The 21,060-nt window shown below is 71.0% G+C and carries 16 protein-coding genes and 2 pseudogenes; 16 read left to right on the top strand and 2 right to left on the bottom strand.

The annotated features are described in order from the left end of the window. Window positions 1-236: 236 nt before the first annotated feature. The 4 genes from IO40_RS36440 to IO40_RS35105 are packed head-to-tail and all read left to right on the top strand — an operon-like array spanning window position 237 to window position 3,610. Window positions 237-1,148, top strand: a complete 912-nt coding sequence (locus IO40_RS36440) for a tRNA-dependent cyclodipeptide synthase (protein WP_236707226.1) — start codon at window positions 237-239, stop codon at window positions 1,146-1,148. After that, window positions 1,148-1,765: a class I SAM-dependent DNA methyltransferase gene (locus IO40_RS34255; RefSeq protein ID WP_016473257.1), complete on the top strand. Its 618-nt coding sequence runs from the start codon at window positions 1,148-1,150 to the stop codon at window positions 1,763-1,765. The genes IO40_RS36440 and IO40_RS34255 overlap by 1 nt, the downstream gene beginning before the upstream one ends. Further along, the gene (locus tag IO40_RS36435; protein ID WP_051698706.1) at window positions 1,762-2,763 is read left to right on the top strand and encodes a squalene/phytoene synthase family protein; all 1,002 of its coding nucleotides are present in this window, start codon (window positions 1,762-1,764) and stop codon (window positions 2,761-2,763) included. Before IO40_RS34255 ends, IO40_RS36435 begins: the two co-directional genes overlap by 4 nt. A 10-nt stretch (window positions 2,764-2,773) precedes the next feature. Continuing rightward, window positions 2,774-3,610: an SAM-dependent methyltransferase gene (locus IO40_RS35105; protein WP_051719320.1), complete on the top strand. Its 837-nt coding sequence runs from the start codon at window positions 2,774-2,776 to the stop codon at window positions 3,608-3,610. An 85-nt stretch (window positions 3,611-3,695) separates the two neighbouring features. Here the strand turns inward: IO40_RS35105 and IO40_RS0129380 are convergent, their stop codons facing one another. Continuing rightward, entirely contained in the window at window positions 3,696-4,616 is a 921-nt protein-coding gene (locus tag IO40_RS0129380) for a LysR family transcriptional regulator (RefSeq protein ID WP_016473260.1), read from the bottom strand. 111 nt (window positions 4,617-4,727) lie between these two features. Between IO40_RS0129380 and IO40_RS0129375 the strand changes: the two genes are divergently transcribed. The 5 genes from IO40_RS0129375 to IO40_RS0129355 all read left to right on the top strand — a co-directional run bounded on the left by IO40_RS0129375 (window position 4,728) and on the right by IO40_RS0129355 (window position 9,898). Beyond that, on the top strand, window positions 4,728-5,624 hold the full coding sequence (locus IO40_RS0129375) for an alpha/beta fold hydrolase (protein WP_016473261.1): 897 nt from the start codon (window positions 4,728-4,730) through the stop codon (window positions 5,622-5,624). A gap of 95 nt (window positions 5,625-5,719) precedes the next feature. Further along, entirely contained in the window at window positions 5,720-6,787 is a 1,068-nt protein-coding gene (locus IO40_RS0129370; RefSeq protein WP_031176457.1) for a tartrate dehydrogenase, read from the top strand. Window positions 6,788-7,239: 452 nt separating this feature from the next. Further along, window positions 7,240-8,079 carry a CPBP family intramembrane glutamic endopeptidase gene (locus IO40_RS0129365; protein ID WP_031176456.1) on the top strand — a complete coding sequence of 280 codons (840 nt, stop codon included), beginning with the start codon at window positions 7,240-7,242 and terminating at the stop codon, window positions 8,077-8,079. Beyond that, entirely contained in the window at window positions 8,076-9,242 is a 1,167-nt protein-coding gene (locus IO40_RS0129360; protein ID WP_030408952.1) for a sensor histidine kinase, read from the top strand. Before IO40_RS0129365 ends, IO40_RS0129360 begins: the two co-directional genes overlap by 4 nt. Then, on the top strand, window positions 9,239-9,898 hold the full coding sequence (locus tag IO40_RS0129355) for a response regulator (RefSeq protein WP_031176455.1): 660 nt from the start codon (window positions 9,239-9,241) through the stop codon (window positions 9,896-9,898). The genes IO40_RS0129360 and IO40_RS0129355 overlap by 4 nt, the downstream gene beginning before the upstream one ends. A 67-nt stretch (window positions 9,899-9,965) precedes the next feature. Here IO40_RS0129355 and IO40_RS0129350 read toward each other — a convergent pair whose 3' ends face one another. Further along, window positions 9,966-12,827, bottom strand: a complete 2,862-nt coding sequence (locus tag IO40_RS0129350) for a helix-turn-helix transcriptional regulator (protein WP_234336601.1) — start codon at window positions 12,825-12,827, stop codon at window positions 9,966-9,968. 304 nt (window positions 12,828-13,131) lie between these two features. Here IO40_RS0129350 and IO40_RS0129345 point away from each other — a divergent pair, with 304 nt between their 5' ends. The 7 genes and pseudogenes from IO40_RS0129345 to IO40_RS0129315 all read left to right on the top strand — a co-directional run. Beyond that, complete coding sequence (locus IO40_RS0129345; RefSeq protein WP_041968537.1) at window positions 13,132-14,085, top strand: MBL fold metallo-hydrolase; 954 nt, start codon at window positions 13,132-13,134, stop codon at window positions 14,083-14,085. Window positions 14,086-14,127: 42 nt separating this feature from the next. Next, window positions 14,128-14,664 carry an SRPBCC family protein gene (locus IO40_RS0129340; RefSeq protein WP_016473268.1) on the top strand — a complete coding sequence of 179 codons (537 nt, stop codon included), beginning with the start codon at window positions 14,128-14,130 and terminating at the stop codon, window positions 14,662-14,664. A 92-nt stretch (window positions 14,665-14,756) separates the two neighbouring features. Beyond that, window positions 14,757-16,260 (top strand): annotated as a pseudogene (locus IO40_RS34250) (carboxylesterase/lipase family protein). Next, window positions 16,257-16,943 carry a hypothetical protein gene (locus IO40_RS0129330; protein ID WP_016473270.1) on the top strand — a complete coding sequence of 229 codons (687 nt, stop codon included), beginning with the start codon at window positions 16,257-16,259 and terminating at the stop codon, window positions 16,941-16,943. Before IO40_RS34250 ends, IO40_RS0129330 begins: the two are co-directional and overlap by 4 nt. 224 nt (window positions 16,944-17,167) lie before the next feature. Further along, a complete protein-coding gene (locus IO40_RS0129325) occupies window positions 17,168-17,827 on the top strand; it encodes a rhodanese-like domain-containing protein (protein WP_016473271.1) in 660 nt (219 codons plus the stop codon). Between the two features lie 528 nt (window positions 17,828-18,355). Further along, on the top strand, window positions 18,356-20,386 hold the full coding sequence (gyrB, locus tag IO40_RS0129320) for a DNA topoisomerase (ATP-hydrolyzing) subunit B (protein WP_041968546.1): 2,031 nt from the start codon (window positions 18,356-18,358) through the stop codon (window positions 20,384-20,386). 104 nt (window positions 20,387-20,490) lie between these two features. Continuing rightward, window positions 20,491-21,060, top strand: a pseudogene (locus tag IO40_RS0129315) (ATP-binding protein); the annotation flags it as partial.

Here is a 21,060-nt window from a genome sequence, read left to right as displayed (position 1 = left end):
ACCGCGCCCAGGCCGTAGGCAGCAGTCCTGCGGAGAGCCGCGCGCCGGCCTTGAGACGGAAGGGGAGAGCAGTCGGCATTGTCTAAGGGGGGCGTTGCCGTCCGTTCTTGTGGCACGTCCCGGCGTCCCGATGTCAACCGACCACGAGATCGTTCAGTCAGGCGCCACAGAGTTTCACCCGTTCGGGGAGTGAGGATTACGCCTTGTGAGAACTCGGAGCGGGTATCTGAATCAATGTGCCCGAGCGTCTGGAATTCTCTCTGGAACCAATGACCGAGAACTGTGCCTCCGTCTGTGAAAGGCGGGAGCATGTGGTTGTTGGTGTGAGTCCCGGGAACAGCTTTTTCCGTGTTCCTCTCCTCGCCGACCTGATTCACTGGCTGAATAGCAGGTTCGCGCGAATGGATATCATCGTACCGGACGCGGAGTTGGCCCCCACATTCATGGCCCTCGGCTACTCCCCGGAACGCGCCGCCGGAAAGGCCAGGGGCGAGGTCAACGCGGTACGGAACCGCATCGTCCGGGCCTGGGAATCACTCGGTGGCCCGCGTCCGGGCGACGGACTTCACCTCATGTCCGAGCTGGTGGACCGACCGCAGTACCTGACCGCACGCCGAAGGTGCGAGAAGGCGCTGGCCGTGGACGGAAATCTGAGAACGGCCTGCCAGAACGCGAGCCGGACGGTGCTGTTGGCGCGGCGACCGGAGAAGGAGCCGACCGCACGGGAAATTGAACAGGGGATGCGGTACCTTCTCGCGGAACTTCCGTTCTTCGTCGCTTCTGCGGACATCTTCGGCGTTCCCTCTTCGCTGTGCTTCTATCATCGTCCGCTGCCCCTCGCCGCGTTGATCTTCTCGGGGCGCACTGTGCTCAAACCCACACTGCGGCAGGCCTATGCGCTCATCCGGCCCACCGGTCTGCCGCACAGCCGAGAACACGGAAAGGCAGGCCACGTGAGTTCGGAAACAGCCACACCCGCCGACCCCTACACCAACCTCGCAGATTCCTACGACCGGTTGGCCGAATGGGCCGTCACGTGTCAGAAGGAGAGCCCGCGCGACCGGGTCGCCGACTTCCTGCAAACCTTCTGGCAGTCCCAGCAGCGTCCCGTACGCACGGTTCTGGAGATCTGCTGCGGGACCGGCTGATGCTGGGCGAGTTGGCGCGGCGCGGCTATGCCGTCACCGGACTCGACCGGTCCGCGGCGATGCTGGAGCGGGCCCGGCGGCGGCTGGGAGAGGAAACCACCTTGATCCACGCCGCGTTGCCGCACATCCCCGCCGAGGCCGGCCCGTTCGACGCCGTCGTCAGCGCCGCCGGAGGACTGAACTACCTGCCGGAGGAACAGATCTCCGCGACCTTCGCGGCCGTCGCCCGCGCGCTGCCCGCCGGTGGCACATTCACCTTCGACGTCTTCGGAAGGGGCTTCTTCCGCAAATTCTTCGACTCATCCGCACCCCGGGTCATGGCCCTGGAACTCGACGACATCGCCTACATCTGGACCTTCACCGCGTCGCCCGAGGCGCCGTTCGTCGACATGGCCTACACCCAGTTCACCCCGGCTCCCGCAGCGGACGGCGGCGAACCGCCCTTCCTGCGGACCCGCGACCTCCACCGCTACTACCCCCTCCCGCACACCACGGTCCGCCGTCTGGCCGCCGAACACGGCTTCACCGACACCAAGGCGTACGACAACTACTCCACCGATCCGTCCGGCCCGGACTCGCTCTACGACACCTGGACCATGGTGCGGAGCAGCTCGTGAGCTCCGCCATCGACCGGGCCGGCTTGCGCGACGACTACATCGCCTGCAAGGACTTCATGCGCCGGTGCGGTCCCGTGGTCTATCTGATGCCCCGGATGCTGCTCCCGCCCGACCGGCGTCCGTACTGCGACGCGGTCCAGGCGTTCACCATCCACGCGGACAGGCTCATCGACGACCCCCATGTTCCGGCCGCGGACCGGGTGACGCGCTACCAGGACTACTCACGCGCCGTCCTCACGCTCCTGGAGGGCGTGGACCCTGACCCGTGGGGGTCGGCGCCCGCGTCCCGGGAAGAGGCGGTCGGCAGACAGCTCGCCCGTGCCTTCGCGCACTTCACCCGCGTCTGGGAAGTGCCCTGCGACTCGGTGCGGACGCTGCTGGAGAACATGGCCGGTGACGCGCACGCCTCCGAGTACCCCGCGTTCACCGACCTGGAGCGCTACGTGCGCGGCACCGGCGTCCCCTACATTCTGTGGCTCAACGCGCTGCTGGGTCCCGCCGCGCACAACGGCGAGGAGGCCAGGGAGCAGGCTGCCGCCGCCATTTTCGCTCTGCAACTGACGGACAACCTCAGCGACCTCGAAGAGGACCTGACGGCCGGCCGGCTGTGCCTGCCGCTGGAGGACCTCAAGGCGTTCGGGCTGAAGCGCGGTGACCTGGAGCGGGCCGTCCGCGAACGGCGCACGACCGAGCCTGTCCGTGAGCTGGTGCGCTTCGAGGCCGAGCGCGTACGCCGGTATGTGGAAGAGGCAGAGGACTGGTGGCGTGCGGCCGATCCCGTCGCACGGGAACTGCCCCGCCAGTACGTGCGCATGACCCTGCACACCCTCCGGAAGACCGTCGGCTCCCGCTACGACCTCTTCGCCCCCAGGAGGACGGCCCGGCTGGCGTGGGCGAGCCGCATGGGCGCCGGCTTCGCCCTCGGCTGCACCCGCGCCTCCGTCCGGCGATTCGGCACACCCCGAGGCCGGCGCCGGCCCCGGCCGGCCCCGAGGTGACGGGACCCCCATGGAACACCAGGACGAACCCGAACGACGGGCCATCGCGCGCTACTACGAGAGGGGCGCCGAGGCGTTCGCCGCTCTCAGGGGCACCCGGGCCATGCACGCGGGGTACTACACCGGTGCGGAGGACCCGGCCACCATCGCCGAGTCCACCGACCGCCTCGTCAGACTCGCGGGGCAACGGCTCGGACTGGGGTCCGGGCACCACCTCCTCGACATCGGCTGCGGTGCCGGCCAGCCCGCGCTGCTGCTGGCCGAGGAGACAGGGTGTTCCGTGACAGCTGTCGACGCGAGCGCCGGCATGGTGGCAGCCGGCCGCCGCCTGGCCGCGGGCTCGGCCGCCGGTGACAGGATCTCCTTCCACCACGCGGACGCCGCGCAACTCCCCTTCCCCGGCCGCTCCTTCGACCGTGCCCTGATGCTGGAGGTCGCCTCCCACCTGCCCGACACCGCACGCGACGGGAAGGAGGCGGCGTTCGCCGAGGCGGCGCGCTGCCTGAAGCGAGGAGGACTGCTGGCCCTGGTCGACATGGTCGAGCCTCCGGTCGCGCCGGGAGCCGGGACGCTGATGGGCGAGGTGCCGTCCGTGCACCTCAGCACGCGGAACCGGCTGGAGGAACTGCTCGCCGCCGTGGGGTTCGACGTCCTGGACGTGACGGACATCAGCGAGCACACACGGTACAGCGCGCAGCGGAACCGGGCCGCCTTCGAGAACCGCCGGGAGGAGCTGGCCGCCGCCTTCGGAGCCGACACCGTGCGGAGGATCGCCCTGCTTCTGGGGCAACTGGCCGAGGCCGACGCGTCCCTCGGATACGTCACGGTGATCGCCCGCGCCGGATAACCGGAGGCCGAGGGCGGCGGAGAAGCGCGGCGAGCACGTCGTCGCGGAGACGGCCGCCCGCTGCCGGTGCCCGCCGACGGCCCGGTCACGGCCCCGGGCTGTGGGACCCGATCCGCTCCGGCAGACGGTCGCGCAAGTGGTCGAGAAGCACCTGGACGCGTGCAGGGACGCCCGGTCCGGCATCGAAGACCGCCACCACATCAGCCTGCGGAGTCGGCACATGCGGCAGCACATGCACGAGATCCCCGCGCCGCAGGTACGGCTCTACGTGCCACAGCGAACGCATGGCGAGTCCCGCCCCGTCGAGGCACCAGTCCAGCAGGGCGATGCCGTCGTTGCACAGGAGCTTTCCCCGTACCGGTACGCCCGTCTCCTTGCCGTCGAGCAGGAACCGCCACGACACGTCACCCTCGTTCTCCCGCAGCACCAGACAGTCGTGGCCGCGCAGTTCCCGCACGTCACCCGGCACGCCGTGCCGCGCCAGGTAGCCGGGCGACGCCACGACGACGCGGCGGTTGCCGAGCAGACGCCGCACGGCGCGGGACGAGTCCGGCAGCGGGCCGACATGGATGCCGATGTCGTACCCGGGCTGCACCGCCGACAGCGGCAGGCTGGTCAGCTCCAGGGAGCATTCGACCCGGCGGTGGAGCGACTGGAACTCGCGCAGCAACGGGGCGATGTGCAGGCGGCCCAGCCCGACCGTGGAGACGACGCGTACCGGCCCGGAGATCTCCCCGGGCGTATTGCCGATCGAGGCGTCGAGGTCGCGCACCTGCTGGAGGATGGACAGGCCCCCGGCCCGGTACCGCTCGCCCTCGGGCGTGAGCGTCAGCGCGCGCGATCCGCGCCTCGCGAGCCGGACGCCCAGCCGTTGTTCGAGCGCACGCAGCCGGCGGCTGACGACCGAGACGGACACTCCCCAGTGCCGCGCGGCCTCGGTCATGGTGCCCGCCGCGACGAGCGCCGTGAAGAACTCCAGATCGTCGACGGAAGACGGCGACGGCACGCTCCAGCTCCTTTGTCCTCAGCGCAAGGAAGCCTTGCGGAATCAGCTGTTCCTTGCCGAACGGCCAAAACCTAGCATCGGCAGGCATCCGGCCGAGGCGAGGGAGGCGGCGTGACGGTGTTCTACGAGGGGTTCACACCACTCGATGTGCGCGTGAACGGCGTACGGCTGCGCGGACGGACGGGAGGCGACCCGGACCGGCCCGCCGTCCTGCTGCTGCACGGCCACCCCGAGACGCATCTCATGTGGCACCGGGTGGCCCCCCGCCTCGCGGAGGACTACTTCGTGGTAGCCCCCGACCTGCGGGGATACGGGGACTCCGAGCGTCCCGCCGCCACCCCGGACCACTCCTCCTACAGCAAGCGCGTGATGGCACGCGACTGCGCCCGGCTCATGACGCTCCTGGGACACGAACGGTTCTTTGTCGCCGGTCACGACCGTGGCGGCCGGGTCGCCGCCCGGCTGGCCGTCGACGCCGCCGAACGCGTCGAGAGGGCCATGCTGCTCGACATCGCCCCCACCCTCGACATGTACGCGAACACCACGGGCGACTTCGCCGCGGCCTACTGGCACTGGTTCTTCCTCATCCAGCCCGCCCCGATGCCGGAGAACCTGATCGGCGCGGATCCGCGCGCGTACGTGGAAGGAGTCATGGGCTCCCGCCACGCGGGACTCGCGCCGTTCCCACCGGACGTCCTCGACCACTACGTCGCCGCGTTCCGCGGCGCGGACCGTGCGCTGGGCGCCTGCGAGGACTACCGCGCGTCGGCCTCCATCGATCTCGACCACGACCGCGCCGACAGGCTCGCCGGCCGCACCACGCCCGTGCCGGTCCATGTCCTGTGGGCCCGGCACGGCGTCATCGACGCACTGTTCGCACCGCTCGCGCTGTGGCGGAACGTCGCCACCGAAGTCACCGGCCGCGCCCTCGACTGCGGGCACTACCTGCCCGAGGAGAGCCCCGGCGAGGTGCTCCGCGAGATGCGCGCCTTCTTCACCCGCCCCTGACCGCGGCACAGCCGCATCCGACCCCGCCCCGGGGGCACGGCCTCGCAGGCCGTTCGGGGGCCGGTGACCGACCACGCCACAGAGAGGAAGACCTCATGACGCACTCCATCGCCGTGATCCCCGGCGACGGGATCGGTACCGAAGTGATGCCCGAGGGGCTGCGCTGCGTCCGCCGGGCCGCCGAACTGTTCGGCATCGGCCTGTCCTTCGAGGAGTTCGACTTCGCCTCGGCCGCCTACTGGAGCAAGCACGGCCAGATGCTCCCCGACGACTGGTTCGACACTCTCAAGGACTTCGACGCGCTCTACTTCGGCGCCGTCGGCTGGCCGGAGACGGTGCCCGACCACGTGTCACTGTGGGGCTCGCTGCTGCAGTTCCGCCGGGGATTCGACCAGTACGTCAGCCTGCGGCCGGTGCGCCTGCTGCCCGGCGTCCCGGCGCCGCTGGCCGGACGCGTTCCCGGAGACATCGACTTCGTCGTCGTACGGGAGAACACCGAGGGCGAGTACTCCGACATCGGCGGACGCATCTTCGAGGGCACCGACCGGGAGGCGGTCGTCCAGCAGACCGTCATGACCCGCACGGGCGTCGACCGCATCGTGCGCTACGCCTACGAACTGGCCGAACGGCGCGGCAAGCACCTCACCTCCGCCACGAAGTCCAACGGCATCTCCTACTCGATGCCGTACTGGGACGAGAGGGTCGCCGCGCTCGGGGCCGCACATCCCGACGTCCGCGTGGACAAGTTCCACATCGACATCCTGAGCGCGCACTTCGTGCTGCACCCCGACTGGTTCGACGTCGTCGTCGCCTCGAACCTGTTCGGTGACATCCTCTCCGACCTGGGCCCGGCCTGCACCGGCACCATAGGGGTCGCACCGAGCGGCAACATCAACCCGGGCGGGGCCCATCCGTCGCTGTTCGAGCCCGTGCACGGCTCTGCCCCCGACATCGCGGGGCAGGGCATCGCCAACCCGGTCGGCCAGATCTGGGCCGGTGCCATGATGCTCGACCACCTGGGCCACGCGGACGCCGCCGCCGCGATCGTGGACGCCTTCGAACGCGTCCTCGCCCGGGGCGAGGTCCGCACCCCCGACCTCGGCGGCACCGCCACCTGCACCGAGTTGGGCCGGGAGATCGCCGCCGCGATCACCGCGGAATGACCGGCGCGCCGGGGATCACGCGCCCACATGAACGGAAGAGGCCCACCGCCCCGGGGCGTACGGCATCCTCGCACGCGCGGCGCGAACCGCGTGGTGAAGGGCCTCCGCAGCCGGCACCGGCTCCGTGCGGGCGGCGCCTGCCAGACGCGTGTAGAAGACCTCGGCCGACCCTACCGCCACACCGTCCCCCTGCACCTGGTACGGAAGCGGAAATCCCTTGCCGCACACTCCAGCCGGCGCCCGGCAACGAGTACAGGAACCGGGCTTGTCGGAGGGGACCGACGCGCACGCGGATCAGCCCGGAAACAGGCGTCGGCACCCATCGGAACGCTTGTCCCCCGTGAGAGCTACAGAAAGGTGTCCACCGTGAGGTGACGATCTCCGGCTGCCGGATCCCTAGCGTCCCGGTGCAGCCCGCGGCACTCGGCGGCGGGCCCGGAGAAAGGGATTCCGTGCGGTTCGTCTGGCAGTTCCTGGCCGTCATGGTGATGTATGCCATCGGCGGCAACGCGGTCAACGCGGTGAAGGAGAACGACTGGCTCACCTTCGTCCTCGGTCTTGCCGTGGCCGCTCTCGCGGTGCTCGGATACGGGTGGGTGGTGCGGCGGACCGAACACCGGCCCGCGGCGGACGTGGCACGGGAACGGGCCGTGGCCAGGACCGGCTGGGGCATCCTGATCGGCGCCGGAATGTTCGGTGCCGTCATCGCCAACCTCTACACGGCCGGTTTCTACGAGATCGACGGCTTCGGCTCGGTGGCCGGCGCGCTGGGCCTGGCCGGCTTCATGGCCGGCGCCGCCGCGACGGAGGAGATCGTCTACCGCGGTGTGCTCTTCCGCATCGTCGAGGAGCGCGTCGGCACCTACCTCGCGCTGGCCCTGACCGGCCTCGTCTTCGGCCTCTCCCACCTGTTCAACGAACACGCGACCCTCTGGGGCGGCCTCGCCATCGCCATCGAGGCCGGATTCATGCTCGCCGCCGCGTACGCCGCCACCCGCAGCCTCTGGCTGACCATCGGCGTGCACTTCGGCTGGAACTTCGCCGCCGCCGGCATCTTCAGCACCGAGGTCTCCGGCAACGGAGCCAACCGGGGACTGCTGGACACCTCCACATCGGGGCCGGAACTGCTCACCGGCGGTGCGTTCGGACCCGAGGGAAGCGTGTACTCGGTGGGCTTCGGGGCGCTGCTGACGCTCGTGTTCCTGTGGCTGGCCCGGCGGCGCGGCAACATCGTGCCGTTCGGCTCTCGCCGTACGAGCGACGCCGAGACCGCCGATAAACTTCCCCGGTGATCGTTCGTCGACGGATTCCGGAATCGTGGCACCGGCTCGACGTCACGGTCCGGGATCTCCCGCTCGGGGTGCTGCTCCTGGTCGCGTCTGCCCTCCCGGCGTTCCAGGGCAGCGGCACGGAGATCGGCGGCCTGCCCAACCGGCCCGCCGACGCGCTGACGGGCGTGGCGGCCGTCCTGCAGTGCCTGCCCCTCGCCGTGCGCCGGCGGTGGCCACTCGTCTGTCTCGGTCTCGTGTCGCTCGGCTTCGCCCTCGACCAACTGCGCGGCTACCACCTCGTCGCGGGCACGGCGCTGCCCATCGCGCTGCTGAGCACGGGTTCCCATCTGGAGCGCTACCGGCGCCTCACCGTGATCGCGGCCTCGGCGGCGTGGGTGGTCCTCGCGGTCGCACTCCACCGGTCGGGGCCCGGCAAACCGGCCGCCGAGTTCGTGACGTTCTACCTGGCGCTGGTCCTCGCCTGGGGCATCGGCGCATGGATGCGCTCCGCCCGCGCCGCGGAGGCGGAACGCCGCAGCCGCGTCGCCGAGGACGCCCGCAACGCTGAACGCGCCCGGATCGCCCGGGAACTCCACGACGTCGTGACCCACCATGTGACGGCGATGGTGGTGCAGTCCGAGGCCGCCCGGTACCTGACCGCCGCGCCCGACCGCCTCGACCAGGCCCTCACCGCCGTCAGCGACACCGGCCGGCGGGCCATCACCGATCTGCGGCACCTGCTGGACCTGCTCAACCCCGACCACGGCACCGGGCACGGCGGCGAGGACAGGACACCGCCCGTCGGCCGGCTGCTCACACTGGTCGAGCAGACACGGCGGGCCGGGCAGCCGGTGGAGTTCACCGAGGAGGGCACGCCACCGGCCGCCACCGGCAGCGCCGACCTCGTGGCCTACCGGGTCGTCCAGGAAGCATTGACGAACGCCCTCAAACACGACCATGGGAGCCGCACTTCCGTCCTGGTGCGCCACGGCGAGCGGGAGATCACCGTGGAGGTCGGCACGGACGGCTCCGGGACGCGGGACGCGGCCCCCGGCGGCAGCGGTCGAGGACTTGAGGGCCTGCGCGAACGGGTCGGCGTCCTGGGCGGCGACTTCAGCGCGGGCCGCCGCCCGGACGGCGGCTTCCTGGTCCGGGCACGCATACCCGCGGGGAGCCCGGTATGAGCGCACCGCTCCGGGTGCTGATCTGTGACGACCAGGCCCTCATCCGCACCGGACTGGCGACGATCATCGACGCGCAGCCCGACCTGGAAGTGGCAGGCGAATGCGATGAGGGGCGGACCGCGGTCGAACTGGCCCGCCGGCTCCGCCCCGACGTCGTGGTGATGGACATCCGCATGCCCGTGCTCGACGGCATCGAAGCCACCCGCCTGCTGGCCGGTGCCGGGGTGGAACACCCGGCGAAGATCCTGGTGCTGACGACCTTCAACCTGGACGAGTACGTCTACGAGGCGCTGCGGGCGGGAGCCAGCGGTTTCCTGCTCAAGGACGCGCCGCCGGACCGGCTGCTGCACGGCATCCGGACCGTGGCCATCGGCGCGGCACTGCTGGACCCCGCGGTGACCCGCCGGCTCGTGGGCCGGTACGCCGCCCGCATCCGGCCCGCCGCGGGCAGCACGCAGGACATTCCCCTGACCCCCCGGGAGCTGGAAGTCCTGCGCCTCATCGCGGACGGCCTCTCGAACAGCGAGATCGCCGAAACCCTGGTGATCAGTCACGAGACCGTCAAGACCTTCGTCTCCCGCATCCTCACGAAGCTCGGCCTGCGTGACCGGGTCCAGGCCGTCGTCTACGCCTACCGCCACGGCCTGGTGACCTGAGCCCTCCTCCGTATGCGCAGGACTTCATGGCCCGCGGCGGGGGAGCGGGCGTGATGGGCGCTACCCGTCAGGTCCGGGTGCCGGCTCCCGGTGCGGCGTCCTCGACCACGTCGCGCAGCTGCGCCCGCGAGGTGATGCCCAGCTTGGGGAACGCCCGGTACAGGTGCGAGCTGACCGTACGCGGCGACAGATACAGCTTCTCGGCCACCTCACGGTTGGACAGGCCGAGCGCCGCGAGCCGCACGATCTGCTGTTGCTGCGGGGTGAGAGCGGCGAAGGCGTCCGGTGCCGCCGTCCCGCTCCGGGCCCCGGCCGCCCTGAGTTCGGTCTGCGCCCGCGCCGCCCAGGGCTGCGCGGCCAGCCGGCGGAAGACGGCCTCGGCCTCGACCAGCGGCGGGCGGGCGTCGGCGATCCTGCGCCGGCGGCGCAGCCACTCCCCGTACGCCAGCAGCGCCTGGGCACGCTCGAAGGGACGGCGGCCGAGCACCGGGTTCTCCAGCGCCGCGGTGAAATGCCGCTCGGCCTCGTCGGCAGGGGCGAGCAGCGCCCGGCTCAACCGGACCAGTGCCGTCCTGCGCGGTGCGAGCGCCCCCGCGTTCGTCAAGGTCCCCTCCACCCCGTCGACGATGCGGGCGGCCTCCTTCCGGCGCTCCCCACGCGCCGCGGCAGCCGCCAGCTCGGGCAGCGCCGGGTAGGAGAGGTGATAGTGGGCGGGATTGCCCTGGCCGTCGAAGAGCACCCGGTAGTGGCGGTACGCGGTCTCGTGGTCGCCCTCCGCGGTGGCGGCGGTACCCAGCGCACGATGGGCGAGCGCGGACACGGAACGGCTCTCCTGCGGATCGACGAGCGACAGGGCGTACCGGGCGCGGGAGCGGGCCCCAGCCACGTCACCGCGCAGGGCGCGCAGCAGCGCTTCGGTCGCGGCGGCACAGGCCGCGGCATGGTCCAGGCCGGCGCGGGAAGCGACGGCCGCGAGTTCGGTGCACGCGCTCTGGGCGCGGGCCCACCGGCCCTGTTCCAGGTAGGCGAGGGCGGCGACCCCGCCCAGGCCGTCCGGCAACGGCCCCTGGGACGTCCATGAGGCGAAGGCGTCGTCGAAGGCACGGGCGGCCGGCTCGGTCTCGTCCAGCAGCCAGGCCGCGACGGCGAGCAGGGTCAGCGTCTCCGGTTCCTCCCGCGCCGCCCCGGCCAGGGCGGGCAGCCGCAGGGCGAGACGCGGGTCGGCGGCTTCCGGATGCGCGACGCTTTCGACCCAGCCCGCAAGGAGCCTCTCCCGCTCGCCGAACACGTGAGCGGGGTGCTTTGTGGTGCGGGCCAGCAGGCGTTCGATCTCGTGCAGCTGGGTCACGTCACCGGAGTAGAACCGGACCACAGCGGCGGCGGCCAGTGCCTCCAGCGCGGCCCCGGGAGCACGGTCCGCCAGTGCGGCGGCGGGGCGCATCAGCTGACCGAAGGCGGCGCTGTGCGACGTGGTCAGCGCCATGAGCCGGCCGACCTGGAGCGCCGCGCACGCGGCGGCCGTCGGGTCGTCGGTGCCGGCGCGGGTGCGGGCGGCCAGCCGTTCGACGGAGTCGAGCCGGCCGGTCAGGACCGCCGTCCTGGTCGCGGCACCCAGGAGCCGGGTGCTCTCGCCCCGGTCGGGGTGCAGATCCGCGGCCCTCTCCAGCATGTGCGCGGCTGCCGCGTAACCGCTGCGGTGCCGGGCCCGGTCCGCGCTGTCCTCCAGCGCGGCCGACACCCGCGCGCTCGCACCCACGGTGGCGGCGGCGAGGTGCCAGGCGTGCCGGTCGGGGTCCTGACCGCGGAACAGCTCAGCCAGCTCGAGGTGCGCCGCCCGCCGCTCCTGGGCACCGGCCGCGTGATAGACCGCGAGGCGGGACAGCGGGTGGCCGTGGCGCAGCCGCCCCGCGCCGCGCCGGACGAGCCCGGCCTCCTCGGCGGGCGCCCACACCGGGTCGGCGATGTCGGGCAGCCAGGACAGCACCGCGCGCGAGGGATCCTCGGCATCGACGGCGGCCAGGCGCACCACCGCACGGCGGGTCTCCCCGGGCAGGGCGGCCAGCCGGCCGGCGTAGAGCCGCTCCAGCCGGTCGGTGACCGGCAGCGGACCGTCGGGCCCGCGGACGGCGTCGTCACTGGACGCGGCGGCCCGGGCCAGCTCCACCAGAGCGAGGGGGTTGCCCTCGGCCTGGTCGAGGACGCGTTCCCGGGTGAGCCCGGTCGGCACCCGCGGCTGGAGGTCCAGCAGCCGCTCCGCCGCGCCACGGCCCAGCGGCTCCAGGACGACGGCCGGCTCCCGGGCGGCCAGGCCGCCCAGCGCGCTGTCCCGGGTGGTGACCAGCAGCGTCACCGGTTCGTCGGCAAGACGCCGGGCGGCGAAAAAGAGCGCGTCCAGCGAAGCGATGTCGGCCCACTGGGCATCGTCCACGATCAACAGCAACGGCTGCTCGGCGGCATGGTCCGACAACAAGGTCAGCACCGCGATCCCGATGAGCATCAAATCCGGCACCCCGCTCCGCTCCGTCAGGCCGAAAGCGGCGTGCAGGGCCTCGCGCTGCCGTGCGGGCAGGGCGTCCATGTCCTTGCGGACCGGCCGCAGCAACTGGTGCAGGCAGGAGAAGGCCAGGTCGGTCTCGGACGGGCTGCTGTCCGCCCACAGCACCCGCCCGCCATCCGCGGCGAAGCGCTCAGCGACGGCCTCCGCCAAGGTGGTCTTGCCCGCTCCGGGCATGCCCACCACGGTCAGCAGCGCGTCCTTCCGCCGTGCCCCCGGGCGCGGCGGGCCCACCGCCGCGAGCAGCCTGTGCAGCTCCTCTTCCCTGATCACGGTGTGACCGTCCCGCTCGGCAGCGGTGGTCGCGGCCTGCTCGTCCACCAGTTTCTCCAGACGTGGCGGGATCTTCCAGGACCGGGCACTTCCGGTCACCACATCCCGGTCACCGACGCTACCAGGGCGTTTGCGGTACATCCCGGGGCGCTGCCCAGGTGCAGTCACCTGACGGATGGCGCCGGGAGTCGCTCACCACGCGTCGCCATGAAGAAAAGGCGGCCACCTCCGTCCTCACCCGGGCCTCGGAAGGGCACGGTGTGGCGTCTGCTCGCCCCGCGGCACCCCGGAGACGGCCCGCCCTCCCGCTGCCGGGGAAGTGCAGTCAGTTGTCCGATACCGCCACAGGACATCCGCTCGCAGGCTGGGAGACATCCGCACTTCCTGAAGGAGACGAAGGAAAACGATGTCCTCGCCCACCCGCCCCGCATCCGGACCCGCGCCGGAAACGCCCACGGTCGACACCATCGAACTCGGTGAGGTACAGATCCACCGTGTCATCGAGTTCTCCGACACCACTCCGATGACGACCGATGTCTTCTTCCCCAACAGCACGCCGGAGGAGTGGCAGCGCAACACCGAGCTGCTGGCGCCCCACCACTGGGACCCGGAGACCGACCTCACCCGTGCCGCCACCCAGTCCTGGGTGCTGCGCAGCGAGGGCAAAATCATCCTGATCGACACCGGCGCGGGCAATGACAAGTACCGCCCCCTCCAGCCGATCTGGTCCTACCTGAGCACCGACTACCTGGCGAACCTCGCGGCCGTCGGCATACGTCCCGAAGACGTCGACATCGTCGTCAACACCCACCTGCACGACGACCACGTCGGCTGGAACACCCGGCTCGAAGGCCGCGACTGGGTCCCCACGTTCCCCAACGCCACCTACCTGATGCCGCATCGCGACTTCGAGTACTGGAAGCCCGAGAACCTCCACAACACCGTGTTCGGACGGGGCAACCAGAACGTCTACGAGGACAGCATCGACCCGGTCATCGAGGCCGGACTGGTGAAGACCTGGGACGAGTCGTACACCATCGACGGCAATCTCCGTCTGGAACTGACGCCCGGCCACACACCGGGCGCCTCGGTCATCCATCTGGAGTCCGCGGGGGACCGGGCGGTCTTCGCCGGTGACCTGATGCACGGTGCGATCCAGGTGCACGAGCCGCACATCAACAGCTGCTTCGAAGAGGACGAGGACGCTGCCCGCGCCAGCCGTGCGCGCATGTTCGCGTACGCCGCCGACAACAACGCTCTCGTGCTCCCGGCCCACCTCCCCGGCCACGGCGCGTTCGAACTGCGCCGCGAGGGCGCCGGTTTCCGGCTGACCGACTGGGCGCCGTTCTCCCGTAGGTGATCACTGACACGACCACGCAGCCAGCCCCCAAGGAGAAATTGCATGTCCACCACGTTGCCCGAGAAGCCCGGGAGCCCCGAGAACTCCGGGAACCCGGCAGAGCCCCTCGACGTGTCCGGCTACAGCGTCACCCGGTGCGCCTGGGTCGCGACCGGCCCTGAGCAGGCGTACGACCTGCTGAGCACCGTCTCGAACATCGGACTGTGGAGCCCCAACGCGATCCGCGCCCAGTACGAGGACGGCGCCGGCCCGTGGGCGGGAGCCTGGTTCAGGGGCCGCAACCGGCGCGGGGACAGCGAATGGGACAGCCGTTCGCAGGTGCAGAAGGCCGAACGAGGGACCGAGTTCACCTACACCGTCCTCGGTTCGGTGCCCGTGCCCATCGTGCGCTGGCGCTGGACCTTCACCCCCTACGGACAGGGAACGCGGCTGGCCCAGACGTGGCAGCTGCTCGCGGCCGACCCCGTTCTCGGCACCACCTACGCGGAACTCGACGCCCTGCGGGACCAGACCGCCGCGAGCATGGAAGACACCCTCGTGGCGCTGGCCGGCTGGATCGCCGGCAACCCCGCGGCCTGAACCGCACCCCACCCGCCCGACGGCCCTTCCCGGGGCCGTCGGCCGCGGTGTGCCCCTGCCACCACCCGTCGACCGAGACCAAGGAAAGACCGTTGACCGACCGCGCCACCGTCGTGCGGACCGCGCAGGGCGCGGTCCGCGGCAGACACCGCGAAGACCACACCGTGTTCCTCGGCATCCCCTACGCCGCCCCGCCGACCGGCAAGGACCGGTTCGCCGCCCCGCGCCCGCACGATCCCTGGGAGGGGGTCAGGGACGCCACCGAAGAGGGACCGACCGCGCCACAGGGGCCGCGCCGTCTGGGCGCGCTGGACATGGCGGCCTATTTCGGGCCCGGCTGGGTGCCGGGGGCCGACTACCTCACCGTCAACGTCTGGGCGCCCCGCCCCCGCCCGTCTGCTGCTCCGGTCATGGTGTTCGTGCACGGCGGCGGATTCGTCGCGGGTTCCAACCGGTCGCCCCTGTACGACGGCAGCCGTTTCGCCCGTGACGGAGTCGTCCTGGTCACGGTGAACTACCGGCTCGGCATCCCCGGCTTCCTCGATCTGCCGGGAGCGCCCCGCAACCGGGGGCTGCTCGACGTCCTCGCAGCCCTGCGCTGGGTACGGCGGAACATCGCGGCTTTCGGCGGGGACCCGGGGAACATCACCTTGTTCGGCCAGTCGGCCGGTGCCACCCTCACCGGCGCCGTCCTGGCCGATCCCGCGTCGGCGGGACTCGTCGGACGGGCCATCGTCCAAAGCGGCAGCGGACGCGGTGCCTTCACCCCCGGACAAGCCGCACGCGTGACGGCCGCCGCGGCCGAGGCGTTGGGCATCCCCCCCGCACGCCGAGGCCTTCGCGCGGGTCAGCGACCGACGTCTCGTCGAGGTCATGCCCGGCTTGACGGGGATCGACCTGCGGACGGCGACCGACAGCGATCCCCTCATCGGACTGAGCCCGTTCAGCGTGGTGCTCGACCGGCAGCCCGCCGACTCCGTCGCCGACGGCTCGGGCGCGGACGTCGACCTGCTGATCGGGACGAACGCGGAGGAGGCACACCTGTATCTGGCTCCGTTCGGCACGCTCTCCTCGTCGACGGCGGCCGACGCGGAGGCCGCGGCAGCCCTGTTCCGGCCGGACCCGGCCGATTACCTCATGACCTTCCGCCGCAGCCGCCCGCAGGCCACCGACGGCGAGCTGCGCTCAGCCCTGATGTCCGAGGCCCTGTTCGTCGGCGGAAGCCGCGACCTCGCCGACGCGCACGCCGCACACCCCGAAGCCCGCACCTTCCGCTACGAGTTCGCCTGGCGGTCTCCCGCCCTGGGCGGCGAACTGGGCGCCGCACACACCGTCGAGGTGCCGTTCGTCTTCGACGTCACCGACCAGCCCGGCCTGCGCGGGCCCGACGCCCTGCTCGGCCCCGGGACGCCGCCGGCCGGTCTCGCCGCCCGCACGCACGCCGCGTGGGTCGCCTTCGCGGCGACCGGCGACCCGGGCTGGCGCCCCTACACCGGCCCCGGCGGGCACCTCATGCGCATCGCCGACAACTGGGAGCTCGTCCCCGAACGGCGACCGGAACCGCTGTCAGAGCGGCCTCCTACGCTCGCCCCGTGATCGATTACACACCGTACGAGCAGGTCTGGATCGAAGTCCTGGACGAACTGCGCAACTGCCCCGGGATCGAGGTCCTCAACGAGTACCGGGAGATCGACCCGGACATCGAGGACGCCGAGACGAGCCTGGAGACCGTCTCCATCGTCACGGACATGCCGCTGGACCGTTCCTTCCGGGACTGCCACTTCCGGTTCGAACGCCTCGGCAGTGCCTGGCAGAGCACCGAGGGCGAGGACCACTTCATCGCCGGTGAGTTCTGCCTGGAGCCCCTGGAGACCGCCGTGCTGAACCAGACGCCGCTCGAACTGTGGGCGCACATGACGCCCGAGCAGGAACGGCTTCAGTCCGAGCTCCGGGGCATCGACGGAACGCCCGAATGGGGCACAGGGCATCTCGCCGCGCTCAGAGTGCAGCCGGGTGCCGAGCAGCCCGAGATCTGGTTCGACAAGACGGGCGACACCTACTACGAGCTGGACTTGGACTACCAGGGCTATCTCGACGCCCTCCGCGTCACGAAGGGCACTTTCGGCTGGCAGTACCTGTTCACCGAGTCACCGCTCAGCAGCGACAGCAGCACGGCCGTCAGGCTCCGCACGATGCTGGGACTGTTTCCGAAGTGGTTCCCCGGCCACGACTACGAGCCGTTCCGGCGACGGCTGGACATGGCCCTCAAACGTCGCTGAGGCAGTCCGCCGGGGGAGCGGCGGCACGGCAGCCGGTTTGCCGAACCGGCAAAGGTGTTTGCCGCGCAAGGTGGGTGCGCCTAGGTTCGCGTTCAGGAGGTGCCGGCCCGCAAGGGAGGGCCGGCACCTCCTGGCTCGGCCGCGCTGGGGCCGCTGTGTTGTCCCAGCGGCCCCCCAGCGGCCCGCCCAAGTCGCAAGCACGGTGCAAACAGAGGAGGCGGCAGATGGAAAACCATCATGTCGTGATCATCCCGATCGAGATCGACGCGGAGAAGGAAAGCTCCTACCTGGATGCCTGGCAGAACGCCGCGGACGTGATGGCGGCTCAACCCGGTTTCATCCGCACGTACATGTTCCGCACCACCGTCCCCGGCAGCAGATTCTCCCTCGTCAACGTGGCGGAATGGGAGTCCACCGCTCACTGGCAAGAGGCCATGAACGTCTGCCCGATGCTGGGGCAGCAGATAGCCGTCGCCCACGCCTCGAACTACGAGGTGATCCGGACCGTCCTGCCCGCCGCGCAGCAGGACGCGGGCCCGGCCGGCGGGCACACGCCCGCCGGTCTGCCTCCCGCCGAGACGCGTCGTCGCCTCCTGGAGGGCAGCCTGACGCTGGTCGATGTCCGCGAAGACGGTGAATGGGCGGAGCGCCATCCGGCCGGCGCCGTCCACGCCGCGCTCAGCACCTTGCCCGCCTCGCTGCCCGGTCTGCCCGAAGGCCCGCTGGCTTTTCTGTGCCGTACGGGCGCACGCAGCGTGCAGGCCGGCGCGCAGGCGATCCGCGCCGGCCGCTCTCCCGTCTACAGCGTGGCAGGCGGTCTTGAAGCGTGGGAGGCGGCGGGGCTGCCGGTCGCCGTCCCCGGCCGCGAGCCCTGTCCGGACTGACCGGCGCGACTGGCAGGCGCTACTCGCGACTGGCAGGTGCCACTGGCCGGGCGGCACCGGCCCGCGCTTCGTCAAGGGTGCGGCTAGCTTGACGCCGGCCGGCTGGGACCCTTCCGGGCGCCGGATCGGCGCGAGAATTCCCGTCCGCGGGTCAGGCTGCGGGTGCGGCGCGGCCTGCCGGGGTGCCGGTGAAAACAGTGCCTTCGGCTTCGCGTGGTACGGCACCGCCAAAGCCCCTGAGTGCCCCTCTGGGGCTTTGGCGGCCAATTAGCGCAGGGGGGATCGACCGATGCGCGTTTCGCCCGGCACGCGGGTGTACAGGGGTACTAGCGACGCGTGAATCAACGCGCCGGCCGGTATCCTCGACGGTGGCTCAGGCGCGCGGAAGGCCTGTGCCTCCCGGCCCGGTGGGGTGTCCCGTCCTGCCTGCGCGCCGCTACCCCCGCAGTCATCCGATCGCTCCCGCCTGCCCGTGTGGGGGCGCGGTTCGTCGTGCCAGAAAAGAGAGCATCTGTGACCGATTCCGGCATCACCGCCACCACCGACGCCCCAGTCCCCGATCAGAGTGCCGGCGCTGAGCCGGGCTCCTACGATGCCTCCGCGATCACTGTCCTGGACGGCCTGGACGCGGTGCGCAAGCGGCCGGGCATGTACATCGGTTCGACCGGCGAGAGGGGCCTGCACCACCTGGTGCAGGAGATCGTCGACAACTCCGTCGACGAGGCCCTGGCCGGGGTCGCCGACCGGATCGACGTGACGATCCTGGCCGACGGCGGCGTACGTGTGGTCGACAACGGCCGCGGCATCCCCGTCGGAATGCACGCGGTGGAGAAGAAGCCCGCCGTGGAGGTGGTGCTGACCACACTGCACGCGGGCGGCAAGTTCGGCGGTGGCGGCTATGCCGTCTCCGGAGGTCTGCACGGCGTGGGGCTCTCGGTGGTCAACGCGCTGTCCACGCGCCTCTCGGCGGAGATCTGGACGGACGGCCACCGGTGGACCCAGACGTACGAGAACGGAGAACCGACCGCCCCGCTGGCCCGCCACGAGGCCACCACGGCGACGGGAACGTCGCTGACGTTCTGGGCGGACGGCGGCATCTTCGAGACCACCGACTACTCCTTCGAGACCCTTGCCCGCCGCTTCCAGGAGATGGCGTTCCTCAACAAGGGGCTCACCCTCACCCTCACCGACGAGCGAGAGGCCGCGCGGGCCACCGCCACGGCGGACGAGGCCGGCTCCGACGCCGCCGAGGAGCAGACGGCCAAAGCCGTCGCCTTCCGTTACGACGGAGGGATCACCGACTTCGTGGCTCACCTCAACGCCCGCAAGGGGGAGCCGGTCCACCCCTCGATCATCTCGATCGCCGCCGAGGACACCGAGCGGCTGATGTCCGTGGAGGTCGCGCTGCAGTGGAGCGGCCAGTTCTCCGACAGCGTCCACTCCTACGCCAACACCATCCACACCCACGAGGGCGGCACCCACGAGGAGGGCTTCCGCACCGCGCTCACCACGGTCGTCAACCGCTATGCGCGCGAGCGCAGACTGCTGCGCGAGAAGGACGACAACCTCACCGGTGAGGACATCCGTGAGGGGCTGACCGCGATCATCTCGGTCAAGCTGGGTGAGCCGCAGTTCGAGGGCCAGACCAAGACCAAGCTGGGCAACACCGAGGCCCGTACGTTCGTGCAGAAGGTGGTGCACGAGCATCTGACCGACTGGTTCGACCGCAACCCGAACGAGGCCGCGGACATCATCCGCAAGGGCGTCCAGGCGGCCACCGCCCGCGTCGCAGCCCGCAAGGCCCGCGATCTGACCCGCCGCAAGGGCCTGCTGGAGACCGCCTCGCTGCCGGGCAAGCTGGCGGACTGCCAGTCCAACGAGCCCGGCCGGTGCGAGATCTTCATCGTCGAGGGCGACTCCGCCGGCGGCTCGGCCAAATCCGGCCGCGACCCGCAGTACCAGGCCATCCTTCCGATCCGGGGAAAGATCCTCAACGTCGAGAAGGCCCGAATCGACAAGATCCTCCACAATCAGGAGGTCCAGGCCCTCATCTCCGCCCTGGGTACCGGAGTCCACGAGGACTTCGACCTCACCAAGCTCCGCTACCACAAGATCATCTTGATGGCGGACGCCGACGTCGACGGCCAGCACATCAACACCCTGCTGCTGACCTTCCTCTTCCGTTTCATGCGGCCCCTGATCGAGCACGGGCACGTCTTCCTCTCCCGCCCGCCGCTCTACAAGATCAAATGGGGCAGGGATCACGTCGAGTACGCCTACTCCGACCCCGAGCGCGACCAGCTCGTCGCCCGGGCGAGGCAGGAAGGCCGCCGCATCAAGGACGACTCCATCCAGCGGTTCAAGGGCCTCGGCGAGATGAACGCCGAAGAACTGCGCACCACCACCATGGACATCGACCACCGCGTCCTGGGCCAGATCACCCTTCAGGACGCGGCGATGGCCGACGACCTGTTCTCCGTCCTGATGGGCGAGGACGTCGAAGCGCGGCGCTCCTTCATCCAGCGCAACGCCAAGGACGTGCGCTTTCTCGACATCTGACCCGCCCGAGAGCTGCGGGCCCGGGCCGCCGCCCGGGCCCGCAGCCGCCCATGCCGTCACGACCCTGCGCCATGAGGAGAACACCCGCGTGAGCACGTCCCCTGGGTATGTACATCGGCTCGACCGACAGTCGTGGGCTGATGCACTGTCTGTGGGAGATCATCGACAACTCGGTCGACGAGGCGCTGGGCGGTTACTGCGACCACATCGGAGTACGTCTGCACGCGGACGGTTCGGTGGAGGTCGGCGACAACGGCCGCGGCATTCCCGTCGACACGGAACCGCGCACCGGCCTGTCCGGCGTCGAGGTCGCCTACACCCGGCTCCACGCCGGCGGCAAGTTCGGCGGCGGCTCCTACACGGCCTCCGGCGGTCTGCACGGTGTCGGCGCCTCGGTCGTCAACGCCCTGGCCGCACGCCTGGACCTGGCGGTCGACCGCAACGGCCGCACCCACTCCATCAGCTTCCGCCGCGGCGCCCCCGGAACCTTCGACGCGCCCGGCCCCGACGCGGCGTTCACACCCAGGAGCGGGCTGCGCCGCACCAGGAACAACGCCCCCGACGCCACCGGCACGCGGGTGCGGTATTGGGCGGACCGGCAGATCTTCCTGAAGGACGCGCGGCTGTCGTTGGAGACGTTGTATGCGCGGGCGCGGCAGACGGCGTTTTTGGTG

It is taken from the genome of Streptomyces albus subsp. albus, from assembly GCF_000725885.1.
Lineage (GTDB): Bacteria > Actinomycetota > Actinomycetes > Streptomycetales > Streptomycetaceae > Streptomyces > Streptomyces albus.
Note: the sequence above shows the minus strand (reverse complement) of the source record. Positions and strands in the feature narration are given on the sequence as shown.

Excerpts from the sequence above, each read along its gene's own strand:
- IO40_RS0129370 (WP_031176457.1), top strand. The coding sequence starts at position 5,720 with ATGACGCACTCCATCGCCGTGATCCCCGGCGACGGGATCGGTACCGAA.
- IO40_RS35105 (WP_051719320.1), top strand. The coding sequence starts at position 2,774 with ATGGAACACCAGGACGAACCCGAACGACGGGCCATCGCGCGCTACTAC.
- IO40_RS0129345 (WP_041968537.1), top strand. The coding sequence starts at position 13,132 with ATGTCCTCGCCCACCCGCCCCGCATCCGGACCCGCGCCGGAAACGCCC.
- IO40_RS34255 (WP_016473257.1), top strand. The coding sequence starts at position 1,148 with ATGCTGGGCGAGTTGGCGCGGCGCGGCTATGCCGTCACCGGACTCGAC.
- IO40_RS0129325 (WP_016473271.1), top strand. The coding sequence starts at position 17,168 with ATGGAAAACCATCATGTCGTGATCATCCCGATCGAGATCGACGCGGAG.
- IO40_RS0129340 (WP_016473268.1), top strand. The coding sequence starts at position 14,128 with ATGTCCACCACGTTGCCCGAGAAGCCCGGGAGCCCCGAGAACTCCGGG.
- IO40_RS0129355 (WP_031176455.1), top strand. The coding sequence starts at position 9,239 with ATGAGCGCACCGCTCCGGGTGCTGATCTGTGACGACCAGGCCCTCATC.